Raw genomic sequence first — 21,393 nt, 5'->3', positions numbered from 1 at the left:
GTAACATATGTCTGGGGGTTTAGTAACAGCAGCATATATTGTTGCCGCCATTTTGTTTATTTGCAGCCTTGCGGGGCTGTCGAAACATGAGACATCGAAGCAGGGTAATATTTTCGGTGTTACCGGGATGGCAATCGCGTTAATCGCGACTATCCTCGGGCCAGACTCCGGCAATGTTGGCTGGATCATCGTTGCTATGGTGATAGGCGGTGCGATTGGTGTTTATCTGGCACGAAAAGTCGAAATGACCGAAATGCCTGAGCTGGTGGCGATATTGCATAGCTTTGTGGGTCTGGCCGCGGTTTTGGTAGGCTTTAACAGCTATCTGGATCATGGTGCAGTGCCGATGGAAGGCGTGATGGAAAATATCCATCTGACCGAAGTGTTTCTCGGCATCTTCATCGGCGCAGTGACCTTTACCGGATCGATTGTGGCGTTTGGCAAACTGCGGGGGATTATCTCTTCCAAACCGCTGGCGTTGCCACACCGTCATAAACTGAATCTGGCGGCGCTGGTTGTTTCCTTCCTGCTGATGGTGATGTTTGTTCGCACTGAAAGCATCGGACTTCAGGTTCTCGCATTACTGATCATGACCGTGATCGCACTGGCGTTTGGCTGGCATCTGGTGTCCTCAATCGGTGGCGCTGATATGCCGGTTGTGGTTTCCATGCTGAACTCCTATTCCGGTTGGGCTGCGGCTGCAGCGGGTTTCATGCTCAGCAACGACTTGCTGATCGTCACCGGTGCGCTGGTGGGGTCTTCCGGTGCGATCCTTTCCTATATCATGTGTAAAGCCATGAACCGTTCATTCATTAGCGTGATTGCAGGCGGTTTCGGTACTGATGGTTCTTCTACCGGTGATGCTGAAGAGATGGGTGAATATCACGAAGCCAGCGCGGAAGAAGTGGCTGACATGCTCAAAAACGCCAGTTCAGTGATCATTACTCCTGGCTACGGAATGGCAGTTGCTCAGGCACAGTATCCGGTACATGACATCACCGCGAAATTACGGGCAAAAGGTATCAAGGTGCGTTTCGGTATTCACCCTGTTGCAGGACGACTGCCGGGACATATGAACGTATTGCTGGCCGAAGCAAAAGTGCCGTATGACATCGTGCTGGAAATGGATGAGATCAATGATGATTTCAGCGATACCGACGTTGTGCTGGTTATCGGGGCCAATGACACCGTGAACCCGGCTGCACAGGAAGATCCGCGCAGTCCGATCGCGGGTATGCCAGTGCTGGAAGTATGGAAAGCGCAGAACGTGATCGTATTTAAACGTTCAATGAATACCGGTTATGCCGGTGTGCAGAACCCGCTGTTCTTCAAAGAAAATACCCAAATGCTGTTTGGTGATGCCAAAGAAAGCGTAGAGAAAATTCTGCGTGCATTGTAATCACCCTCAGTAATGAAAAAGGCCAGTCAGTCGACTGGCCTTTATTTATGCATGAATCAGATTTTATTCGTCTTCATCTTCTTCGTCATCGGGCGTAATAGGGCATTCGAAATCATCCGGTTTGATTGCCAGCAAATCGCATTTCAGATGGTCGATCACCTGCTCGGTTGTATTACCTAAAAATGCAGCGGAAAGGCCGGTGCGGCCAATAGCGCCGAGAACAACGACACCCGCCTGCAAATGCTCTGCAAGGTCAGGAATGACTTCTTCGGGCAGACCTTTTTCCACATGCGTGAACTTCTCATCCAGCTGGAATTTTTGACGCAACGCTTTCATCGCGATCAGATGCTGACCGCGGATTGCATCGTTATACACGCTCGGGTCAAAATCGGGCAGTTCGATAGCAATGTTGATAGGGGTAACCGGATAAGCGCCCACCAGATGTACTTCCGTCTGGTTAACGTGAGACGCCAATTCAATAGTTTCTTTCACCAGCTTAATGTTGAGCGGATCGTGATAAGGCTCTTCGCTGGAAAGGTTGACGGCAACAACCGCTTTGCCACCTTCCGGCCACGGCTGGTCTTTCACCATCCACACCGGACACGGACATTTACGCAGCAAGTTCCAGTCTGTCGGGGTGAAAATAACTGACTCAAGGCGATCGTGCTGATGGGCCATTTTTAACAGCAAGTCGTGATGTGAGGAAACGACTTCCTGAATAATGGCTTCGAAAGGTTTGTTATGCCAGACAACTTTGATATCAATGGGAATGCCCGCTTCGATATAATACCGACACTGTTCTTTAATCCATTCTTCCCGTTCGCTGATCACACTTTGTCGCATACTGGTCCGTTCGTCTGGCGACAGCATAGTGGTCATCTCATAGGAGAAGTCATAAATGGACAGAAAGGCTTTAATACGGCCGCCATTACGTTGCACCAGATAAACGGCACGACGCAGTGCGGGTTGGTCATCCTGATTGGGGTCTATAGCAACCAGTAAATTCTGATACTTAGCCATGGGGACTCCTTAACACCTGTAAAAGAACGGCGGTCAGTGTATTAAGTACAGAGTAAACCAAGATTAAGCAATCGGACAGAGGAGAAATTGAGTCGGATCAACAAATTATTGCTTGCAGATCCGATTCACAATTATCAGGCAGAAACCGGGGCTGACTGACCGGCTAACTGAGAAAGCATTTCATGATTCTCAATGGTGATATATTTACCTTTTACGCTCAACATTTCTGATTTCTGGAAACGGCCGAGTAAACGGCTGATGGTTTCCACGGTCAGGCCGAGGTAATTACCGATGTCGCCACGGGTCATGGTCAGGCGGAATTCGCGCTGTGAGAAACCACGTTGTGCAAAGCGGCGGGAGAGGTTGTAGATAAATGCAGCCAGTCTTTCTTCCGCATTTTTCTTCGACAACAGCAGGATCATATCCTGGTCGCCTTTAATCTCACCGCTCATCAGACGCATCATTTGCTGGCGCAGATTCGGCATTTTTCCTGAGAGATCGTCGAGGGTCTCAAACGGAATTTCACAAACCATGGACGTTTCCAATGCTTGTGCAAAACTTGGATGCTGTAAACCACCAATGGCATCAAAACCCACTAAATCGCCCGCGAGGTGGAAGCCAGTGATTTGCTCGTCGCCTTGCTCAGTGATGGTGTAACTTTTAATGGTGCCGGAACGAATCGCATATAAAGACTTCAGTTCATCACCGGCTTTAAACAATGCCTGACCTTTTTGGATCGGCTTTTTCCTTTCGATAATGTTGTCTAACTGATCGAGTTCATGTTCGTTCAGGGTGAAAGGAATACAAAGCTGGCTGATGCTACAGTCCTGACAATGGATTGCACAGCCACCAGACTGGATACGTCGAATAATACGCTTTTCCGGGATCATAAGAGTCACTCTGGCAATATTGATATGGGTCAATTTTAACATCTTTTGCAGCGAGTGATAAGTGGCTGTAAGGTGCTAAAAGGGCGAAATGTTAAAAAACCCCGTTTTTTAACGGGTTTTTTTCTAATTATTTTGATCTGCACGAAGAATTGAAGCTAATTGAGAATCAATGAGCTTAAAAGCGGGATCAATTTATTAAGCAAATGAATATTGAGATTTAAGAAAATAAGTCGAATGAATCAATTTAAGAGAGGAAATGTGAACTTCAATATCCGTCTGGGGGCGGTATCGGTCAGATTTTTTGAATCCTGGCAGCAAAAAAACGCCCCGGATTATGGCATAAAACGCCGTGGCGGATCGACTTTGATACCCATTCACCTCACAACCGCTTACAATGCCTTAATTCGTTTAGCTTTCGTTTACTTTTAGGAAAGGTGTAATGCAGTCTGATTCTCTGGGGTTTCCGTTTGAAACCACGATCGTTTTCATCGTTGTAGCCGTTGCGGCATTGCTGACCGACATCTTTGCCCACCGCAGTCATAAGCCTATCGGCCTGATAAGTGCCTCCCTCTGGACTGTATTCTGGATCGCTGTTTCTCTGAGTTTTGCCGGATTTTTATATATTCACCACGGGAAGGAAGTCGCCAGTCTTTTCCTCACCGGTTATGCACTGGAACAGGTACTTTCCATTGATAACCTGTTTGTGATTATGGCCATTTTCGCCTGGTTTAAAGTACCGGATGGCTATCGTCACCGCATTCTTTACTGGGGGGTGATTGGCGCGATTGTTTTCCGCGGCATTTTCGTGGTGATTGGTACCGGTTTGCTGGCACTGGGGCCCTGGGTAGAAATGGTATTTGCGGTGGTTATTCTCTGGACCGCTATTCTGATGATGCGCGCCGGGAAAGATGATGAGGAAACTGATGATTACTCTGATCATATTGCCAACCGACTGGTGCGCCGTTTCTTCCCGGTATTTCCTAAACTGGTGGGGCCACATTTTCTGGTCAGCAGTGAGCAGGTAGAAGCTGAACTGGCAAAGCCTGAAAATCAGGGATTCAGTTTTACCGTGAAGAAGGGCATGCGCTATGCAACGCCGTTATTGCTGTGCATCGCCGTGGTGGAAATTTCTGATCTGATGTTTGCCTTTGACAGCGTGCCCGCTGTGATCGCTGTCAGTCGTGAACCCCTGATTGTGTATTCCGCAATGATGTTTGCCGTTCTCGGTCTGCGTACGATGTATTTTGTGCTGGAAGCGCTGCGTAAATATCTGGTGCATCTGGAGAAATCAGTAATTTTCCTGCTGTTCTTCGTGGCCGCCAAACTGGCGCTGAACGCCAGTAATCACTTGTGGCATCATGGTATTGAAATCAGCGCATTAGCCAGCCTTTATGTGGTGCTGGGCGTTCTGGCGTTAGGTATTATTGCCAGCTTACTTTTCCCCGGAAAAAAAGACGCCGTATAACACAACCCTGAGATTCACCCATAAAAAACGCTGCGATTGCAGCGTTTTTACGTTCAGTGGTCATTCGTTTGAAACGGCGTTACACGTCGCCTTCGTTATCTTTTTCAACCGCCTCATGAATGCGGTCAAGCATATCAGGGAAGGCTGATTGCACGCGGCTCCAGCTGGGGATAAAGGGTTTTTCGCTCGGTGTATCCACAAAAGCCTGACCCGCTTCCATGATCGCGCCCGAGAACAATTCTACTGCCGATTCCTCGCTGTGACGGTCAAAAGACAAACCGTTCATACGCGCATCATTTTCAAATCCGTCAATCATATCCAGCGCATTCCGGTAATAAGTGGCTTTCAGTATCCGGAAAGACTCACTGGTAATATTGACACCCAGAATTGCCATCTTACGGTACAGCGCTTTGGTGATATCAATACTCATGCGCTGTAAACCATTTGACGCATCTTCTTCTGACATCGGCTGGTGCTTATGATCGTAATTGTCGGCGATATCCACCTGGCAAATACGTTTGGTCGCCGTATTTCGATGCAATTCTGACAACACGCCAATTTCCAGCCCCCAGTCACTCGGAATACGTAAATCGTTCAGAACATGCGTGCGCATCGCGAATTCACCGGAAAGCGGATAACGGAAAGTACGCAGATACTCAAGAAAATCAGAGTGGCCGTAAACGATTTGCAGGGATTTCAGTAACGGGAAGACCAGCAGGCGGCCGACACGACCGTTGAATTTTCCGTCTGCCACACGGGCATAATAGCCTTTGCAAAAATCGTAGTGGAAGTTCGGATTCGCCACCGGATACATCAGACGCGCCAGCATCTCACGGCTATAAGTGACAATGTCACAATCATGCAGCCCGACGACAGAGGTGCGGCGTGAGGCCAGCGTGTAGCCCACACAAAACCAGACATTACGACCTTTACCGGGTTCATTGGGCGAAAGATTTTCTTTCTTCAGCTCTTCATCCAGTGCTGTCAGGCGCGGACCGTCATTCCATAAAATGCGGTGACGTTGTGGCAGTCGGGAGAAAAATTCGCGGGCAAATAAAAATTGATCGCGGTCAGCGCGATCTAATCCAATAACGATTTCTTCCAGATAGGGGACTTTCGTCAGCTCATCAACGATACGGCTCAGCGCCGGGCCTTCCAGTTCGGAAAATAATGACGGTAATATTAATCCCATCGAACGGCGGCCGGAGAACACCTGCAAATCGTATTCGAGTTCTTCAACTTTACGGTTTGTCAGATTATGGAAATTAGTAATGACACCATCCTGATAAAAATCGCTCATACGGTATTCTCCAATTTTAGAATAGATAAAATTATTGGAAGTCTTCTGTGTAAACACAAAACGTTAAACAATGTGAAAACAATCTATTAATAAAGTCATTTGCCTTTTACGTATTACCCTCAACGAAGGGTAATAAAATGATTCAGCCCCTGACTCCAGCCGTGCGGGCCAGGCTCATCAGTGCGAAAAATATGTGCCACATCCTCCCGCTGCAGCGGCATCTCATGCTCATGATGGCCTTTGATCACCACGGCATAATTCACCGCTTCCAGCATTGATAAATCATTCGGACCATCTCCCAGACCCATGCTTATCACCGGCTGACCGCGTTTTTGCTGATAGCGATCTGATAACCATTGCACCGCCTGACCTTTACCGGCACCGGTTCCCATCACATGCCAGAAACGCCCGCCGCGTGTCAGTGAGAGGCCTTCGCGCATCAGACATTTTTTCAGGCGTGCGAAATCCAGATCATTACCGAACCAGAGCAGCGGTTCAGATGCATCACGCTGCATCGCCAGTGCTGCCTCTTCCTCTGTGAGTCCGGTCCACAGGGCAACCTGCCTGGCCGTGACATCACCAAAGCCACGAAACTCGAAATCATAACGCTGGCGCAGAGCCACCAGAATCTGGCGGATCTCAGGATAACCCGCGCCGGAAATGTGAAATGGCACGGCGGCTTCGTCCCGCCAGTCAGGCGGCAAGTGAATGATTGCGCCATTTTCTGCAATAAAAGGCTGTTGTGTCAGGTTCAGGGCAGATTGCAATTCCGCCACTTCGGCTGACGTTTTGCTGGTCGTCAAAATTAACGGAACCTGTGCCGCCGAGAGTTTATCCAGCCAGGGCTGCGCGGGTTGCCAACTGTAATCATGATGGTCAAGCAATGAGCCATCCAGGTCAGTGAAAATAATCAAGGGATCATCAAGGTAAGGCATCTTTTCTCCTCAATTGGGGCAGGGAATGTCAGCGTAAGCTCAATGGTTTACTTCTTCCCCAGCAGCTAAGTATAGATATAAAAATGAGTTTTAACGGTTGTCAGGCCATTTCCGGAATTTTTACCGGCGCAGTTCCACTGGCATGCGGCTTTACCCGCAGCGGGTTTATGGCGATAATTTGGTGCAGTTCCACCGCTGAAAAAGAGGTAATCAGATGAGCGAAGATGATGATTTATTCAGTCAGGAGATGGCAGGTGTACAGCCACTGGCGTCGGATAAACGGGTGGTCTACCTCAAAAACTCCGCTTCCGGGCATAAGGTGAGTGCAGATACGGTGTCAGAAGTGCGTGAGAATCCGCTGACTACCGGTTTTCTGAATATTCAGCCTTGCGATGAGCCTCTCGAATACAAACACGACGGTGTGCAACAGGGAGTGCTGGATAAACTCCGGCAGGGGAAATATCCGCTGGAAGCCAGCCTGAACCTGCTGCGCAAGCCAGTAGAGCAGTGCCGTCAGGAACTTTTCACTTTTTTCTGTCAGGCGCAGGCTGAAAATTTACGCACTTTGCTGATCATTCACGGGCGTGGTCGGGAAGATGAAAGTCATGCAAATATTGTACGCAGTTATATTGCCAAATGGCTGCAGCAGCTCGACGACGTGCAGGCGTTTTGCGTTGCTGTTCAGAAAGACGGCGGAGCCGGTGCCTGTTATGTCGCGTTGAAGAAAACCGCGCAGGCAAAACAGGAGAACTGGGAGCGCCATGCAAAACGCAGCCGGTAATTTTTATGGCGCGACCGGTCAACGGGGTGTCCGTTGTGCCGTGGTTTAAGCATTACCCTTTACTGTCCTGATACTTTTCATGCCCGGTGACGGGCACCTAATCGAGTTATATCCATGTTCTTAAAACCGGTTTACCTGCGCTGTACACTTGTGTTGTGCGGCGTCAGCCTTTTATCTGCCTGCGATCGCAATGTTCCTGAGCCACTGGTGATTGAGGGCAAAACGATGGGTACGTTTTACCGTGTCAGTCTGGCTGGCGTGGATAAAAACCGGGAACCGGCGCTGCGTGAACAAATTGAAATGCAGCTCAAGGAAGATGATCACCAGTTGTCGACTTACAAAGATGACTCTGTACTGTCGCGTTTTAATCAATATCAGGGCAACGTGCCGCAGCCCGTCAGTCAGGGGATGGCGGATGCGGTTATCACCTCCCTCCGTATTGGCCGGCTCACTGGCGGCGCGATGGATATCACTGTCGGCCCGCTGGTGAATCTGTGGGGATTCGGGCCGGACAAACAACCGGTAAAAATCCCGACGCCGGAACAAATCGATGCCGCCCGCGCCCGCACCGGTTTACAGCATCTTAAAGTGATCCAGCAAAGGGACGGACAGTACCTTCAAAAAGATTTAGCCGGTATGTATGTTGATCTCTCGACCGTGGGCGAAGGCTACGCGACTGATCATCTGGCACGTTTAATAGAAGGTAACGGCATCAGCAATTATCTGGTGTCAGTTGGTGGCGCGGTGGTTTCCCGCGGGCATAACGCGCAGGGCAAACCCTGGCAGGTGGCAATTCAGAAACCAACTGATAAAGAAACGGCGGTACAGGCGATTGTTGATTTACAGGGCATGGGGATCAGCACCTCCGGCAGTTATCGTAATTATTACGAACTCAATGGCAAACGTCTCTCGCACATCATTGATCCGGCGACCGGTTCGCCGATCACGCACAAACTGGTATCGGCGACAGTGATTGCGCCGACGGCGCTGGAAGCGGACGGCTGGGATACTGGCCTGATGGTGTTGGGGACCCGTAAAGCGCTGGCGCTGGCAGAGCAACAACATCTGGCGGTGTACCTCATCACCAAAGACGGCGACACGTTTAAAAGCTACATGTCTGAGCAATTCAAAGCCTATCTGAAAGACCCGGAATAGGTTAAGGCTCACGGTGCCGTTTGGATGCAAAGCCCGGCGGAACAGGGCTGTCTGAAGGCATGACTGTGCACTTTATGCAGCAGGGCGGCAGGCGCGGCTTCAGATGCTTATTAATCTGAAGCCGCGCCAAAACCTTAGTGTTTCGCGGTGCTGAGCAGCTCGAATAACACCACAGTGCGGGACGTGCAGATGTACTCGCGGCCAAATTCAAAGTTATGCTCGTTGATGTCATCCGGCTGGAAGGTATCGAAAATATGTCGCCAGCTTTCACCATGCGCCACCGAAGGCAACGTGAACACCACGTCTTCATGTGACGCGTTGAACAGTAGCAGTACCGTGCTTAGCGAGCCCTGCCGCACCAGACCGGTCGGCTGGGCACGGCCATCGAGCAACATCGCAATGCATTTGGCATGGGGATCTTTCCAGGCTGCATCGGACATTTCCTGCCCCTGTGGCTGGAACCAGCTCACATCCTTCACTCCCAGTTTTTCATGCAGCGCGCCAGTCAGGAAGCGTCCCCGGTGCAATATCGGGAAGCGTTTACGCAAAGCAATGAGCCGGTAGGTGAATAGCAACAGCGCCTTGCCTTTGTCTCCAATATCCCAGTTTACCCAGGCAATATCCGTGTCCTGACAATAGGCGTTGTTATTGCCGTTCTGCGAGCGGCCAAACTCATCACCCGCAAGCAGCATCGGCGTCCCCTGAGAAAGCAACAACGTCGCCAGCATATTGCGCATTTGCCGCTGTCGCAGTTCATTGATGGCCGGATCGTCAGTCGGGCCTTCCACACCATAGTTCGCGGAAATGTTGTTATCGCTGCCATCTTCGCCGTTTTCGCCATTTGCCTCGTTGTGTTTATTGGCATACGACACCCAGTCATTGAGCGTGAAACCGTCGTGGGCAGTAATGAAATTCACGGAAGCATAAGGCTTGCGGCCCCGGTGATTAAACAAGTCTGCTGAACCGGAAAGTCGTGTAACAAACTGCGCCAGCTGACCTTCATCGCCACGCCAGAATTTACGCACCGTGTCACGGAACCGGTCGTTCCATTCCATCCAGCCTGGCGGGAAGCCGCCCACCTGATATCCGCCGGGGCCACAATCCCAGGGTTCGGCGATCAGTTTACATTGGCTGAGGATAGGATCCTGGCGGCAGGTGTCGAGAAAGCCGCAGCCCTCATCAAAACCATAGCTTTCACGTCCGAGGATGGTTGCCAGATCAAAGCGAAAACCATCGACCTGCATTTCAGTTGCCCAGTATCGCAGCGAGTCGGTGACCATCTGTAATACGCGGGGATGGCTGAGATTGAGCGTATTGCCGGTACCGGTATCGTTTATATAATAACGCTTATTGTCCGGCATCAGCCGGTAATAGCTGGCGTTGTCGATACCTTTGAAAGACAGCGTCGGACCCAGCTCGTTACCTTCGGCGGTGTGGTTATAAACGACATCCAGAATGACCTCAATGCCTGCGGCATGCAGGGTGGCAATCATCTGTTTGAACTCATTAACGGTTTGCGTCGCCATATATTGCGGATGCGGCGCAAAGAAACTCAGCGTGTTATAACCCCAGAAATTATGCAGACCATTATCCTGCAAATGCCGGTCATCGGTAAAAGCATGAACAGGCATCAGCTCGACAGACGTGACGCCGAGAGAACGGATATAGTCCACGATATGTGGCGTGCTCATGCCGGAAAACGTGCCGCGCAGATGCTCGGGTACTGCCGGATGGCGCATGGTATAACCGCGGACATGCGTCTCATAAATCAGAGTTTTTTCCCAGGGAATGTGTCTTTTTCGGGAACGGGCCCACGAGAATGCGGGATCAATCACCCGGCATTTAGGCAAAAACGCGGCGCTGTCAGTATTATCAATGTGCAAATCTTTCTTCGGGCTTTGCAGGTCATAGGCGAACAGCGCATCGTCCCATTTCAGTTCGCCGACAATCTGTTTGGCGTAAGGGTCGAGCAGTAACTTGGCGGGATTAAACCGGTGGCCATCGTGCGGCGCATAGGGGCCGTGTACGCGATAGGCATACAGCAGGCCGGGACGGGCATCCGGCAGATAACCGTGCCAGACTTCATCGGTATATTCCGGAAGTTCGATGACATCGTATTGCTCACCGTCTTCGTTAAAAAGACACAGCTCAACCTTGGTGGCGTTAGCTGAAAACAGCGCGAAATTGACGCCCAGTCCGTCCCAGGTCGCACCCAGTGGCACCGGCAATCCTTCGCGTACCCGTGTGGTGTGCCCGGAATCGAAACTGCGAACAATCTCACCATCACTGTAAGGCTCAATAATCCGCACGCCAAACTCATCTACTGCAATATCAACCTGTAAATGTGCCGGAATGGTGCGGGTTTCTTCCGTTGTTACAACAGGCTTACTTATCTTCTTGCTGGATCGGGCCTTTGCCATACTTGACGTCACTCCGTTTCAGGGAAATCTGACAAAAATTGCCGAAGGGGTCGACTGCGTGCATGCAGACGATAACAAGCAGTGTAGACCGGACTTGGTAACTTCTCCTGTAAACCGCCGAAAAGCTGTACAAGGGAAAGCGCATCGTTGATAGTGAAAGCGAAAAAGCTAGCCTGCTAGTGATTGACTGACATTATCCCGAGGAAACTCCATGACCATTGCGTTGCTCAGCCATATTGAACTTGATGCTGGCTATCCTGGCCGTTTTGAGGCCGCCGGTTTTTGCCTTTATTTTGCGACCTCGCCTGAACAGCGCGCAAACCTCGATCCGCAGATCGCCCGGCAAATCCGCGGGGTATTAACCATTGGCAGCATCGGATTAAGCGCAACGGAAATGGAGGTGTTACCGGCACTGGAAATCATTTGTGCGCAGGGAGTGGGCTTTGAACATATTGATGTCGCTGCAGCAAGACAACGGGGTATTCATGTCACCAATGGCCCCGGCACCAATAACGCCTCAGTGGCGGACCATACGCTGGCCCTGATGCTGGCTATTACCCGAAGAATTCCCCAATTTGATGCCGCCGTACGCACGGGGGAATGGAAAAAAACGCGCTGGAATACACCGGGAATGGCGGGTAAACGTCTGGGTATTATCGGCCTGGGTAACATCGGTGCATTGATTGCCCGCCGCGCATCAGGCGGATTTGATATGGAGATTGGGTATCACAACCGGCGGCAACAGGAAGACAGCCCGTACCGTTATTTCCTCACGACCACGGATCTGGCTGAATGGGCTGATTATCTGGTGGTGGCGACGCCGGGCGGCAAAAACACTGTCAGGCTGGTGGACGCCGCGGTGCTACATGCGCTGGGGCCTGAAGGTTTTTTGATTAATATCGCGCGGGGAAGCGTGGTGGACAGTGCCGCACTGATTGCCAGCCTGCACAATAATGCCATCGCCGGTGCCGCGCTGGATGTGGTGGACGGTGAGCCGCAGGTGCCGCCGGAAATGTTCACGCTGGATAATCTGGTGCTCACGCCACATGTTGCAGGTCGTTCGCCGGAATCCGTCGAAAACATGCTGACACTGGTTCTGGCAAACCTTGAGGCTCATTTTAGCGGGAAACCGGTCATGACGCCGGTGCCAGAGTAATCTGCGGATTGTTAGCATGTTGCTGAGAGGTTTTAAAACCTGAAAACGCCGGTTACCGGCGTTTTTTACGATCGTCAAAAATCATCGCCTGTCTCCTATAGTCGTAAAAAGCATAAGTAACCGCTTTTTCTTATTTGTCTGGCATAGCAACAGATCGTAACAATAGGGTTTTCGGCAAGCAAAGAGGCAGACTGCGGTGAACTTTCAACAACTCAAAATTATACGGGAATCAGCGCGATGCAATTACAACCTGACAGAAGTATCGAACATGCTGTTCACGTCGCAGTCAGGTGTCAGCCGTCATATCCGCGAGCTGGAAGATGAGCTGGGCGTTGAGATATTTATCCGTCGTGGAAAGCGCTTACTGGGGCTGACTGAGCCGGGTAAAGAGTTGCTGGCAGTCGCCGAGAGAATTCTTAACGAGGCGCAGAATATCCGGCGTCTGGCGGATGTTTTCTCCAAAGAAGACGCGGGTGTGCTGACCATCGCCACCACTCACACTCAGGCACGTTACAGTTTGCCTAAAGTTATCAAAGCCTTCCGTGCGATTTATCCGGGGGTCCGTCTCGAGTTACACCAGGGTTCACCACAGGAAGTGCTGGCAATGTTGCTCAGCGGGCAGGCGGATGTGGCCATCGCCAGTGAAAGGCTAATGAATGATCCGTCAGTCGCCGCATTTCCTTATTACCGCTGGCATCATGCCATCGTGGTACCGCAGGGGCATCCGCTGACGCTGCAACACCCGCTGACGTTACAGCATCTGAGCGAACAGCCTTTGATCACCTATCGTCAGGGTATCACCGGACGTTCCCGTCTTGATGAGGCTTTCAGCCGTGCCGCACTGACCGCTGATATCGTGCTGAGTGCGCAGGATTCTGATGTGATTAAGACATACGTCGAACTGGGACTGGGCGTGGGGATCCTGGCTGATAAAGCATTTGAAGCCAACCGTGATACCGGTCTTCAGTTGATCAACGCGGAACATTTATTTGAAGCCAATACGGTCTGGCTGGGGCTGAAGAAAGCCCAGTTGCAGAGAAACTACGTCTGGCGATTTATCGAGTTATGTAATCCGGGGCTGTCGGTCAATGAGATTAAAGAGAAGGTGTTTGCAACGGGCGGCGAACCGGTGATTGACTATCAGATCTGAGATAACGGGCTGGCTCCCTGCGAAGGGGGAGGAGCGAACAGAGCACTTTCTCAGCACTGCCGCTTTAGGACATAAAAAAACCGGTCAAATGACCGGTTTTTTATCTTCGCTGAAAGCGAAACCTTAAACTGCCGGTTTGGCAATCACATTCCGGTTTTCCATGCGGACTTCCGCAATGTTCACATCAATGATGTCACTCTGACGATAGGCCACTTCACCTTTGATCAGCACGGTGCCCGTCTCTGCGCTGCAGACCAGCTCATCACGCACACTGTGCAGGAACGGAGCCGGGATAAATGCTACGGCACCGATATCTTGCAGACGGACACGCAGGCCGCCGCGCGTGACATCGATGATCTCGGCGCTGAACTTAACCTCAGTACCGACTTTATCTTCCAGATAACGGGCATACAGCCAGTCACCGACGTCACGCTCGGCCATGCGGTTAGCACGGCGACGTTCTGCCAACTGAAGGGTCATGTCATCCTGAGGTTTTTCAGCAGACTGTTGCAGGATCATCGCTTTCAGCAAACGGTGGTTCACCATATCGCCGTATTTACGGATAGGTGATGTCCAGGTGGCGTAAGCTTCCAGGCCCAGACCGAAGTGCGGCCCTGGCGTGGTGCTGATTTCCGCAAAGGTCTGGAAACGGCGGATGCGGCTGTCAAGGAACTGCGTGGGTAAAGCATCAAGCTTGCGACGCAGTGCGCAGAAACCTGGCAGGGTCAGCAGTTCTTCAGCATTAGCCTCAACGTCATTGGCCTGCAACACGGTGATTGCGTTTTCAACCAGTAACGGGTCAAAACCGGTATGCACGTTGTAAACGCCAAAACCGAGGCTGTCACGTAGGGCAATCGCTGCACAGACGTTGGCGGCAATCATCGATTCTTCAACAATGCGGTTGGCAATGCGGCGATGCTCAGCGATGATTTCCAGTACATTGCCTTTCTCACCCAGCACGAAGCGGTAATCAGGACGATCTTTGAACACCAGTGCATGCTCGGTACGCCATGCACTGCGCACGTCACAGACGCGTTTCAGCAGGCGGATCTGGGAGGCAATCACATCGCTGGCCGGTTGCCATTCGCTTTTCTCATCCGCTTCCAGCCAGTCAGACACGTCGTCATACGCCAGCTTGGCTTTTGATTCGATAGTCGCGGCGAAGAAGCGAATGTCGCTGCCCAGTGAGCCATCAGTGCCCACGGTAACAGAACACGCCAGAACCGGACGGCTGACGTCCGGCCACAGTGAACAGATATCATCGGACAATTCGCGCGGCAGCATCGGGATGTTGAAGCCTGGCAAATAGTTGGTGAAGGCGCGTTTTTTCGCAATATTGTCCAGATCGCTGCCTTCGCTGACGTAAGCCGTCGGGTCAGCAATCGCGACAGTCATTTGCAGGGTGCCGTCACCGTTGTCTTTAACATACAGTGCGTCATCCATGTCCTGCGTACTGCCGCTGTCAATAGTGACAAATGGCAGGGCAGTCAGGTCTTCGCGGGTCAGACCTTCATCGCGCAGTTCGGCAATATCCGTTTTTGGTGCTTCACGTTCGAGGTTATGACGGGCCAGCGTCACCCACCACGGCGCAAGTTCGTCGGCCCCGGTCGTGATCCATTCGGTGATTTCAGCCTGGAAACTGTGGTCGCCTTCTTTCAGCGGGTGGCGGCGCATCTCAGCCACACACCAGTCACCGTCGCTCACTTCATGATTGATATTGCGGGCAACGCGGCACTGAATAGCATCACGTAATAAAGGATGATCAGGAATGACAGAAAGGCGGTCATCTTTCTTCGTTACACGGCCAACAAAACGGCTGAGAAAAGGTTCAACCAACTTTTCCGGCTGGACGACTTCACGCTCTTTTTCGGTTTGCAGTGAAGCGATAACGCGATCCCCGTGCATGACTTTTTTCATGTACGGAGGGGGAATGAAATAGCTTTTTTGACCCTCTACTTCAAGAAAGCCAAAGCCTTTCTCAGTGCCTTTCACGATGCCTTCAACACGTGGAGTCTGAGAGTGAAGTTGCTGTTTTAGCTGCGCGAGCAGCGGGTTATCTTGAAACATATCGTCCAGAGAATTGGGGGTTAATGTGGCTCGATTAGCGGCAGACAGTTTTACGCGATCTGGCCCCTTCGGGCAAGCAGCATCTGCCCCTTTCGCCTCATAACCCTGAAGCGAAAGGGGAGATTTACGCGATGTCTCGCAAGTAACACTTATGCGATACGTTGCAGGTCAACTTTTGGTTGGCAGCGACGGATAGTCACCGGCACAGCTTTCGAGGTCGGGGTGTGGGTCTGATCACCAAAACTGGACATCGGCACCAGCGGGTTGGTTTCCGGATAATAGGCCGCCAGGTTACCGCGTGGAATATCATAGCTGACCAGTTTGAAACCTGTGACTTTACGCTCAACACCGTCATTCCACAGCGTTTCGATTTCTACCAGTTCGCCGTCTTGCAGGCCGAGATCCGCCAGATCCTGCGGGTGGATAAACAGCACCTCACGCTGGCCGTAAACGCCACGGTAACGGTCATCAAGGCCGTAAATGGTGGTGTTATATTGGTCGTGTGAACGTAACGTTTGCAGGGTGAACGGTGCATTCCGGTCGCCCATCGGAATCAACACTTCTGGCAACGGTGATGCACTGAAATTCGCCTTACCGCTCAGGGTGTTGAATTTCAGTTCTGCTGCCGCATTACCGAGATAGAAACCGCCTTTAATATCGCAGCGCGCATTGAAATCTTTGAAACCCGGAATGGTGGCTTCAATATGATCACGGATCAGATTGTAATCGTCAGCCAGCGCCATCCAGTCAAGGTATTTATCACCCAGAACGGCATTGGCGATACCGCAGACAATTGCCGTTTCCGAACGCTGCTCTTTGGATAACGGGATCCCCACACCTTCGGAGGCATGGACCATGCTGAAGGAGTCTTCAACCGTGATAAATTGCGAACCGGTTGCCTGCATATCCAGCTCGGTACGGCCCAGCGTTGGCAGAATCAGCGCTTCTGCGCCGGGTGTCAGGTGCGTACGGTTTAGTTTGGTGCTGATCTGAACTGACAGTTCCAGATTGCTCAGCGCCTGCTCGGTACGTGGCGTATCCGGTGCCGCCGCCGCCAGATTACCCCCGAGGCAGATCAGGACCCTGGCTTCTTTACGCAGCATGGCTTCCAGTGCTTCAACCGTGTTGTGCCCCGGTACACGCGGTGGCGTGAATTTGAAGTGGCTTTCCATCGCATCCAGCAGGGCGGCTGGCGCTTTTTCATCGATACCCATGGTGCGGTTACCCTGCACATTGCTGTGACCGCGAACCGGACACAAACCGGCGCCAGGCTTGCCAAGCTGACCAAACAACAGTTGAAGGTTGGTGATTTCACGCACGGTCGGTACGGAGTGTTTATGTTGCGTCACACCCATTGCCCAGGTACAAATCACACGTTCTGCATTCATATAAATAGATGCCGCTTCGCGCAAGTCCTGTTCGCTCAGACCTGACTGTCCAGTGATTTTTTCCCAGCTGGTGGCATCGACCACGGCCAGATACTCATCGACACCGGCACAGTGGGCTGCGATAAATTCTTCATCAAACAGGGAAGGCTGGCCGGAAGCAATACGTTCGCGGTGAGTCTGCAATAGCGCTTTAACCATTCCGCGTACAGCGGCCATATCACCGCCAAGGTTTGGCTGATAATAGGCTGCGCTGATGCGACCGGCTTTCGGTGTCACCACTTCCAGCGGTTTTTGCGGATCAGCGAAACGCTCCAGACCCCGTTCACGCAGGGTGTTAAAACTGACCACTTTTGCACCCCGGTCGGACGCATGACGCAGGCTGTGCAGCATACGCGGGTGGTTAGTGCCCGGATTCTGACCGAAGACGAAAATCGCATCGGCTTTCTCAAAATCATCCAGGCGGATGGTGCCTTTACCGACGCCGATACTTTGTTTCAGGCCAACACCACTGGCTTCGTGGCACATGTTTGAGCAGTCAGGGAAGTTGTTCGTCCCGAACATTCGGCCGAACACCTGATACAAATAAGAGGCTTCGTTACTCGCACGACCGGAGGTGTAGAAATCCGCCTGATCCGGGCTTTCCAGTCCATTCAGATGACTGGCGATCAGTGAGAATGCGGCATCCCAGCTGATAGGTTCGTAATGGTCGGTGGTGCGGTTATAACGCATCGGATGGGTCAGACGACCCTGATATTCGAGGAAGTAATCGCTCTGCGCACGCAGTTTGCTCACACTGTGTTGAGCGAAGAATTCGGGTTCAACAGCTTTACGGGTGGCTTCCCAACTGACGGCTTTCGCACCGTTTTCGCAGAAGCTGAAAGTACTGTGATTATCATCCCCCCAGGCACAACCCGGGCAGTCAAAACCTCGACCTTTGTTAACACGCATCAGGTTACGTAAGTTTGAAAGGACTTTCTTACTGTCGAAGACGAAACGGGTGGTTGATTCAAGTGCACCCCAGCCGCCGGCCGCGCCGTGGTAGGGTTTGATCTCAGTTTTGAATTTCATAGTTATGCTTCGCAGGTGGTTTTTGTTTTGTCTGTGAACAAACCGGATGATGAATTGTTATCCGGATTGTTAATTTTATGTCACAAGTTTAGGAGGGGCATGCAAGAACGTCTAATCGAATGCTGTGATGGAGCGATAGAAATCCTCTATCGCAATAAAATATCGGGGAATAACGGAAATTCCCTGAAAGAAAAGGGGTTCATCCCTGTATTTGATCTGTTATGAAAACAGCGTGTTGCGATAACAAAACCTGATTGCAGCGGCGGATGAGGTTTTTGGTGAAAATTAACGCAAGTTGTAACAGAACCGTTTCACTATGAAATGGTTAGCAAAAGACTAAGGGTTTTTCTGACGGGGGTTTTAGTGCAACCTATGCCGCAGATTTTTATCCCATAGGTTTTTGATATATTGCCCCGTCTGTTAATAGATCGGCAATATGGCGCGTTTAAGGAAGATTCAGTGAAACGTAGTGTAATGAGTGTTTTATCTTGTGTATTGATGTTCTCCGCAGGCAGTGCGAAAGCTATCGCACCACTGGATTTCCCTGTCGTGCCACCGAGCATTGACGCAGCGTCTTTTGTGCTGATGGATTATGCCAGTGGTGATGTGCTGGCCGCCGGCAATCCGGATGAACGCCGTAACCCGGCCAGTCTGACCAAACTGATGACCGGTTATGTCATTGACCGCGCGTTAGATCATAAAAAAATCACCATGGATGACGTGGTGACCGTTCCGCAGGAAGCCTGGGTCGCCGGTAATAAAAGTCTGGCCGGTTCCTCACTGATGTTCCTCAAGCCGGGCGACCATGTCACCGTACGTGACCTGATCCGTGGCATTATCATTACTTCTGGTAATGACGCCTGCGTAGCCATGGCTGATTACGTGGCGGGCAGCCAGGATTCATTCGTAGGAATGATGAATCAGTACGTGGTCAGCATGGGCCTGACCAATACCCATTTCGAGACGGTACATGGCCTGGACGCGCCGGGGCAGTACACCACCTCTTACGATCTGGCGAAACTTTCCCGCGCCATTATCGGCGGGGAACCCGAGGAATATCATATGTATGCCGAGAAGTCGCTGACATATGACAACATCACTCAGCAAAACCGTAACGGACTTTTGTGGGATAAAAACCTGCAGGTGGATGGCCTGAAAACGGGTCACACCGAAAGCGCCGGTTTCAACATTATTGCCTCTGCAACACAGGGTGACCGCCGTCTGATCGCTGTTGTGATGGGGGGTAAAAGTGCAAAAGGGCGCGAAGAACAGGCGCGCAAACTGCTGACCTGGGGTTTCCGCGAATACACCAGTAAACAGATTTTCAAAGCTGATCAGACCGTTTCCAACGAACACGTGTGGTTCGGTGCGAATTCACAGGTCAAAGTCGGTTCCCTGAGTGATGTGTTTATCAGTGTGCCGCAGGCCGATGCCGATAAACTGAAAGCCCAGTATGTGCTGAGTAATCCGCAAATTGACGCACCGCTGAAGAAAGGCCAGGCGCTCGGCAGTATCAATATCGTGGATAACGGCAAAGTCATCAAAACCGTGCCGCTGGTAGCGCTGGAAGATGTTGCCCAGGGCGGGATCATCAGCCGTGCGATTGATTATGTGAAACTGAAAATCTAAGTGCTGTCCCGCTTGTCAAAACGCAAACAAAACGCAAAAAGAGCCTGCCCGAAAAGCAGGCTCTTTTTTTGCACCTGCTGCACCACAGGTGAACATTCTGCAAGACCGGCGTGACATCTTTATGACTGTCGGTCGGATAGGGCAGGTGTAATTACCTGAAAATCCTATCGAATCAATGTGGCATGTTTGTTGCTGAGAACTTATTTCTTGCTAGCAATGTTAAAAATCTTTGGCTGGCGTTGACAGGAAATAAGGGAGACGACGAATGACAACATTGAATATGCCCATGACAATCGCGGCTGGCGCACGGTGGCGGCAGTTAGTGCTGGGGCTGATTTGCATGGCGGCGATTTCCAGTCCGCAATATGTCTGGACTCTGCTGACTAAACCGCTCGCGCTTAAACTGGGGGTTCCGCTGGCAGAGTTACAGGTTACGTTCTCGCTACTGATTATTCTGCAGACCTTCTTTTCTCCTTTTCAGGGCAGCCTGATTGAACGTTTTGGCCCGCGGAAACTGATTTCAATCGGCACGCTGTTATCAGGGTTCAGTTGGGTACTGGCCTCACAAGTCAGCAGCATTGCCGGCCTTTATCTGGTCTATGGCTGCATCGGCGGACTGGGTACCGGCATTGTTTATGTCGGTGTCGTCGGGTTGATGGTGCGCTGGTTCCCGCATAAACGTGGCTTTGCGGCGGGAATGGTGGCAGCCGGATACGGCATGGGGGCAATTCTGACCACGTTCCCGGTTTCGACGTCACTGACCAGTCGCGGGCTGGAAAGTACGTTGATTGTCTTTGGCGTTATTTTCGCTGTCATTGGTTTTTTGGCCAGCCAGGGATTACGGCTGCCGCCGTCGCTCAGCGAGCGTCAGGATGTGCCGGTCATGGTTATGGAAGGCAAACAGTACCGTCCGAAACAAATGCTCAGGCAGCCCCTGTTCTGGCTGATGTTTTTCATGATGGCGATGATGTCGACTTCAGGGCTGATGGTCACATCGCAAATGGCGGTGTTTGCCCATGATTTTGGTATCACGGAGGCGGTGGTGTTTGGCATGGCTGCATTGCCGCTCGCACTGACCATTGACCGTTTTACCAACGGGCTGACACGTCCGCTTTTCGGTTTTATTTCGGATAAATTTGGTCGTGAGCAGACGATGTTTATCGCATTTGCGCTGGAAGGTTGTGCGATGATTTTATGGCTGATGTGCCGCGACAATGCTGTCTTGTTCGTTCTGCTCTCCGGCGTGGTGTTTTTTGGCTGGGGAGAAATTTTTTCCTTGTTCCCGTCAACGCTGACCGACACCTTTGGCAGTCAGAATGCCACAGCCAATTATGGCTGGTTGTATATGTCGCAGGGCATAGGATCCATTTTTGGCGGCCCGCTTGCGGCACTGATTTACCAGCACACGGGAGGGTGGAACGTTGTATTCACCTGTGCCATCACGCTGGATTTTGTCACGGCCATTCTGGCACTCTGGGTACTGAAACCCTGGCGCGCCCGTTTTATGCAGGCAGCCCGTGACTGAATAACTTTAAACAGCAAAAAGGCACCCTTTCGGTGCCTTTTTGAT

General features: G+C 51.4%; 15 protein-coding genes. 8 read left to right on the top strand and 7 right to left on the bottom strand.

Annotation, left to right across the window (positions count from 1 at the left end):
- Window positions 1-7 precede the first annotated feature (7 nt).
- Window positions 8-1,399 carry a Re/Si-specific NAD(P)(+) transhydrogenase subunit beta gene (gene pntB, locus ACOZIO_RS01925; RefSeq protein WP_129951328.1) on the top strand — a complete coding sequence of 464 codons (1,392 nt, stop codon included), beginning with the start codon at window positions 8-10 and terminating at the stop codon, window positions 1,397-1,399.
- Between the two features lie 63 nt (window positions 1,400-1,462).
- On the opposite strand, the gene uspE is transcribed toward pntB, so the two are convergent.
- Both uspE and ACOZIO_RS01915 read right to left on the bottom strand, forming a co-directional pair.
- Window positions 1,463-2,419: a universal stress protein UspE gene (gene uspE / locus ACOZIO_RS01920; RefSeq protein ID WP_129951327.1), complete on the bottom strand. Its 957-nt coding sequence runs from the start codon at window positions 2,417-2,419 to the stop codon at window positions 1,463-1,465.
- Window positions 2,420-2,553: 134 nt separating this feature from the next.
- A complete protein-coding gene (locus ACOZIO_RS01915; protein WP_013575564.1) occupies window positions 2,554-3,309 on the bottom strand; it encodes an FNR family transcription factor in 756 nt (251 codons plus the stop codon).
- Window positions 3,310-3,748: 439 nt separating this feature from the next.
- Here ACOZIO_RS01915 and ACOZIO_RS01910 point away from each other — a divergent pair, with 439 nt between their 5' ends.
- Window positions 3,749-4,774: a TerC/Alx family metal homeostasis membrane protein gene (locus ACOZIO_RS01910; RefSeq protein WP_217138662.1), complete on the top strand. Its 1,026-nt coding sequence runs from the start codon at window positions 3,749-3,751 to the stop codon at window positions 4,772-4,774.
- Between the two features lie 79 nt (window positions 4,775-4,853).
- On the opposite strand, the gene ACOZIO_RS01905 is transcribed toward ACOZIO_RS01910, so the two are convergent.
- A complete protein-coding gene (locus ACOZIO_RS01905) occupies window positions 4,854-6,074 on the bottom strand; it encodes a glycosyl transferase (RefSeq protein WP_129951325.1) in 1,221 nt (406 codons plus the stop codon).
- 119 nt (window positions 6,075-6,193) lie between these two features.
- The gene (locus ACOZIO_RS01900; RefSeq protein ID WP_217234209.1) at window positions 6,194-7,009 is read right to left on the bottom strand and encodes a mannosyl-3-phosphoglycerate phosphatase-related protein; all 816 of its coding nucleotides are present in this window, start codon (window positions 7,007-7,009) and stop codon (window positions 6,194-6,196) included.
- 214 nt (window positions 7,010-7,223) lie between these two features.
- Between ACOZIO_RS01900 and smrA the strand changes: the two genes are divergently transcribed.
- Window positions 7,224-7,790 carry a DNA endonuclease SmrA gene (gene smrA, locus ACOZIO_RS01895; protein ID WP_217156697.1) on the top strand — a complete coding sequence of 189 codons (567 nt, stop codon included), beginning with the start codon at window positions 7,224-7,226 and terminating at the stop codon, window positions 7,788-7,790.
- 114 nt (window positions 7,791-7,904) lie between these two features.
- A complete protein-coding gene (gene apbE, locus ACOZIO_RS01890; RefSeq protein ID WP_421594870.1) occupies window positions 7,905-8,945 on the top strand; it encodes an FAD:protein FMN transferase ApbE in 1,041 nt (346 codons plus the stop codon).
- 134 nt (window positions 8,946-9,079) lie between these two features.
- On the opposite strand, the gene glgX is transcribed toward apbE, so the two are convergent.
- Window positions 9,080-11,365, bottom strand: coding sequence for a glycogen debranching protein GlgX (gene glgX, locus ACOZIO_RS01885; RefSeq protein WP_129951321.1), 2,286 nt, complete (start codon window positions 11,363-11,365; stop codon window positions 9,080-9,082).
- Between the two features lie 211 nt (window positions 11,366-11,576).
- Here glgX and ACOZIO_RS01880 point away from each other — a divergent pair, with 211 nt between their 5' ends.
- Together ACOZIO_RS01880 and cbl are read left to right on the top strand one after the other, a co-directional pair.
- A complete protein-coding gene (locus tag ACOZIO_RS01880; protein WP_217138658.1) occupies window positions 11,577-12,521 on the top strand; it encodes a 2-hydroxyacid dehydrogenase in 945 nt (314 codons plus the stop codon).
- A 196-nt stretch (window positions 12,522-12,717) separates the two neighbouring features.
- Window positions 12,718-13,671 (top strand): HTH-type transcriptional regulator Cbl, encoded by a 954-nt coding sequence (cbl, locus tag ACOZIO_RS01875; RefSeq protein ID WP_129951319.1) that lies wholly within the window; start codon window positions 12,718-12,720, stop codon window positions 13,669-13,671.
- Between the two features lie 123 nt (window positions 13,672-13,794).
- Here the strand turns inward: cbl and ACOZIO_RS01870 are convergent, their stop codons facing one another.
- Both ACOZIO_RS01870 and ACOZIO_RS01865 read right to left on the bottom strand, forming a co-directional pair.
- The gene (locus ACOZIO_RS01870) at window positions 13,795-15,738 is read right to left on the bottom strand and encodes an exoribonuclease II (RefSeq protein WP_129951318.1); all 1,944 of its coding nucleotides are present in this window, start codon (window positions 15,736-15,738) and stop codon (window positions 13,795-13,797) included.
- 149 nt (window positions 15,739-15,887) lie between these two features.
- Window positions 15,888-18,194: an FdhF/YdeP family oxidoreductase gene (locus tag ACOZIO_RS01865; RefSeq protein ID WP_217138657.1), complete on the bottom strand. Its 2,307-nt coding sequence runs from the start codon at window positions 18,192-18,194 to the stop codon at window positions 15,888-15,890.
- Between the two features lie 459 nt (window positions 18,195-18,653).
- On the opposite strand from ACOZIO_RS01865, the gene ACOZIO_RS01860 reads away from it, so the two are divergent.
- Entirely contained in the window at window positions 18,654-19,823 is a 1,170-nt protein-coding gene (locus ACOZIO_RS01860; protein WP_129951316.1) for a serine hydrolase, read from the top strand.
- 265 nt (window positions 19,824-20,088) lie between these two features.
- Entirely contained in the window at window positions 20,089-21,348 is a 1,260-nt protein-coding gene (gene oxlT, locus ACOZIO_RS01855) for an oxalate/formate MFS antiporter (RefSeq protein WP_235172848.1), read from the top strand.
- Window positions 21,349-21,393: the final 45 nt, after the last annotated feature.

Source organism: Rahnella sp. PD4 (assembly GCF_049199325.1).
Classification (GTDB): Bacteria; Pseudomonadota; Gammaproteobacteria; order Enterobacterales; family Enterobacteriaceae; genus Rahnella; species Rahnella perminowiae.
Note: the sequence above shows the minus strand (reverse complement) of the source record. Positions and strands in the feature narration are given on the sequence as shown.